This window comes from Ligilactobacillus equi DSM 15833 = JCM 10991, from assembly GCF_000615765.1.
Lineage (GTDB): Bacteria > Bacillota > Bacilli > Lactobacillales > Lactobacillaceae > Ligilactobacillus > Ligilactobacillus equi.
In genome coordinates, this window is the sequence record NZ_BAMI01000104.1 from 1 (window position 1) to 2,650 (window position 2,650).

4 protein-coding genes are annotated in these 2,650 nt (G+C 35.6%); all 4 read left to right on the forward strand.

Annotated elements, in window-relative coordinates:
• Window positions 1–344 precede the first annotated feature (344 nt).
• The 4 genes from JCM10991_RS11480 (at window position 345) to JCM10991_RS11495 (ending at window position 2,452) form a co-directional block, all read left to right on the forward strand.
• Complete coding sequence (locus JCM10991_RS11480) at window positions 345–737, forward strand: hypothetical protein (RefSeq protein WP_155889665.1); 393 nt, start codon at window positions 345–347, stop codon at window positions 735–737.
• A gap of 175 nt (window positions 738–912) precedes the next feature.
• The gene (locus JCM10991_RS11485) at window positions 913–1,251 is read left to right on the forward strand and encodes a hypothetical protein (RefSeq protein ID WP_025021565.1); all 339 of its coding nucleotides are present in this window, start codon (window positions 913–915) and stop codon (window positions 1,249–1,251) included.
• A gap of 239 nt (window positions 1,252–1,490) precedes the next feature.
• Window positions 1,491–2,147, forward strand: a complete 657-nt coding sequence (locus tag JCM10991_RS11490; protein WP_025021566.1) for an ArdC-like ssDNA-binding domain-containing protein — start codon at window positions 1,491–1,493, stop codon at window positions 2,145–2,147.
• Window positions 2,060–2,452 carry a zincin-like metallopeptidase domain-containing protein gene (locus tag JCM10991_RS11495; protein ID WP_225349975.1) on the forward strand — a complete coding sequence of 131 codons (393 nt, stop codon included), beginning with the start codon at window positions 2,060–2,062 and terminating at the stop codon, window positions 2,450–2,452. Before JCM10991_RS11490 ends, JCM10991_RS11495 begins: the two co-directional genes overlap by 88 nt.
• Window positions 2,453–2,650: the final 198 nt, after the last annotated feature.

A 2,650-nucleotide genomic window follows, 5' to 3' on the forward strand; every position in this document is an offset into this window, starting at 1 on the left:
CTACAAAAACCACGACAGAGATATAAACGCTAGTTTAAATATCTTAAATCGTGGCTTAAATCAATTAAAAATCTAGTAGGCTAGGAACTAGCCTTGGTAAGATAGCTAAGTTCTGTGAGTTAGGTTTTGGAATACCATATAACATCCTAAACACTACTTAGTGTTCCCAGAAACCCGTCACTTTAGTGGCGGTGTAGTTCATACGCAGGTTTTGGTGTTCTGTCAAAGCTTGTCATCCCTCCTGTATACGTCATAATTAGAACATGTAAGGTTAACTTATAACTAAAAAGCACGTGTGAGGAGCGAAATGTGAAATGAAATTATTGCTTGTAGACGGTGAATTAATGACCGAAGAGTATTGGGACGGTGTAATAATTCCAGAAGAACAAGTAGATATTGATATTGTCAAAGCTAAGATATCAGAATTCCAAAGAGCAGTAGACAAATACAATGCTACCCCTATTAAACAAAGGGATTGGCGTACGTTACCTGAGGACTATACGCCTATCTGGGTTGAAGATACTTTTGAGTTAACCGTCGCTGTCATTGAGGAATTTGTCCGTGATTATGAAGTTGGTGCTGATATGATTGATGCAGAAGATTGGTATAGTGAGTTAGATTTACCTGTTCCTGATGATTTAGCAACCGTCAATGTAAAAGTATGTATTGCTGTTAATGATAATGGGGACTGGTATACATACACACCAAGAGAGTTTACCAGATACTTCCTAATGTGAGAGTAAAGCGTATAGTAGAAACTATACGCTTTTTTGGTATCTAAATTATTGATATATCAACATCTGTCAAAGCTTGTCAGTCCTGTGAGGGATGCCATAATAGGGATGTAAGGTTGAGAAAGCGAAAGGCTTAAAACCTAAATAATCTAAAAAACAAAAGAGCGAGGTAATCACTATGTACGATTATGAATTAGAATATTTTGAAGGATTCCAAGAATTCAAAAATGCTTATCCTAAACTTGCTAAAGAGTTGGTAGATAGTACAAGCTATGATGATTTAGATTGCGACATTCTCTACTTCCCTACCAAGATTGAGTTTGCATACCGAGAATTGGAATCAGAGATTGACTATAAGAAGTGTGAAGGTATGGCGCTTACTGAAGAACAAATTGAAGAAATCGAGGATAACATTGAGGCTTATGCTAACAGGGTTGTAGATGAGATGGATGGCAGTTGCTACGCCTTATTAGATAACGGCGCTGTAATTGGGACAACCGATCCTTGGTTTGCATAAAAAGTATTAGCCCCTGCTTGCTCTGCAGGGGCTTTTTATCAAAATTATTGATTCACATCCCCCTACTTTAGGAATGAACGTATCAAGTAAAAAACTGGAATAATCCTTGATATACCAACGTCTGTCAAAGCTTGTCAGTCCTGTGAGGGCTGCCATAATAAGGATGTAAGGTTGAGAAAGCGAAAAACTCAAAACTAAATAAAAATAATCTAAAAAAATAAAAAAGCGAGGAAAAAATTATGTTAACAGAAGCACAAAAATTACAAAAACAAAAGGAATTAGAAAAAGCTCAAAAAGATGTTATGGAAAGCATCGAGAAAGCAACTAACAGTCCTGAAGATATGAAAGAGTTACTAACTTTTTTGTCAAAATACAGTAACTACAGCATTAAAAACCGCATCTTATTACACCGTCAAGGTGCTAAAGCGGTCAAAAGTTACAAGGGGTGGCAAGATGCAGGATATCAAGTTCAAAAAGGTGAAAAAGCATTGAAAATTTGGACGCCAGTAGTTATCAAGAGTTTTGTAAGCAATGGTAAGAAAAAGAGTTTAAAATATGCTACTAAGCAAGAAAAAAATTTGATTGCTCAAGGAGTTTTACCAGTTAGTACTTGGGTTACATTCAATTTACGGGCTTGTGTGTTTGATGCTTTACAAACCGATATGCCTGATGATGAGTTGCCAAAATTGTATGCAAACAAGCATATTGACCGTGAAATTGACACTCAAAAAGCTCAGGAGATAATTTCAAGCGTTGAAAATGTAATAAATCGATTGGGTGTTACTTTAGAAAATCCTGCTCTCGAAGAATGGAATGGAGGATTTGCCAAAGGTTACTATGTTCCAAGTTCCAAAAAAATCGTTATGAACCTAAAAATACGGATTATGAAAAAATAAACGTATTGATTCATGAAACGGCTCACGCAATTCTTCACTCCAAAAATGAGAATAAGGTCAGCAAGGAATTGGGGTTGAAATTAGATGAAAATAGTTATGAAATTGGAGAGCTACAAGCAGAAATGACTGCGTATTTAACGGCCAAAAGTTTAGGAATGGAAAGCGAAGAGGATTCAGTTTCTTATATGGCAGGGTGGACAAAAAATGGCTTAAAATTTAAAGAAATGGGATATGAGAATCAAGAAAAAGTTTTAGATGATGTTGTGAAAGTATCAGATTATATTTTAGAAGAAATTGTTAAATAAAAATTGAGGCGTGAGCCTCTTTTTTGTTTGGGTTAAAAAATTTAGGAATTTCAAAAGAAATATGAAAAAATTTGAGATATGCTTTTGAGGAAATATCAAGCGAGGACAAAAATAAATGCGAGCAGAAAATAGTGAGTGAGGGGGTCAGAATGACCCCCGAACGAACGGACGTAATTTAACGATATAAAACTAAATAGG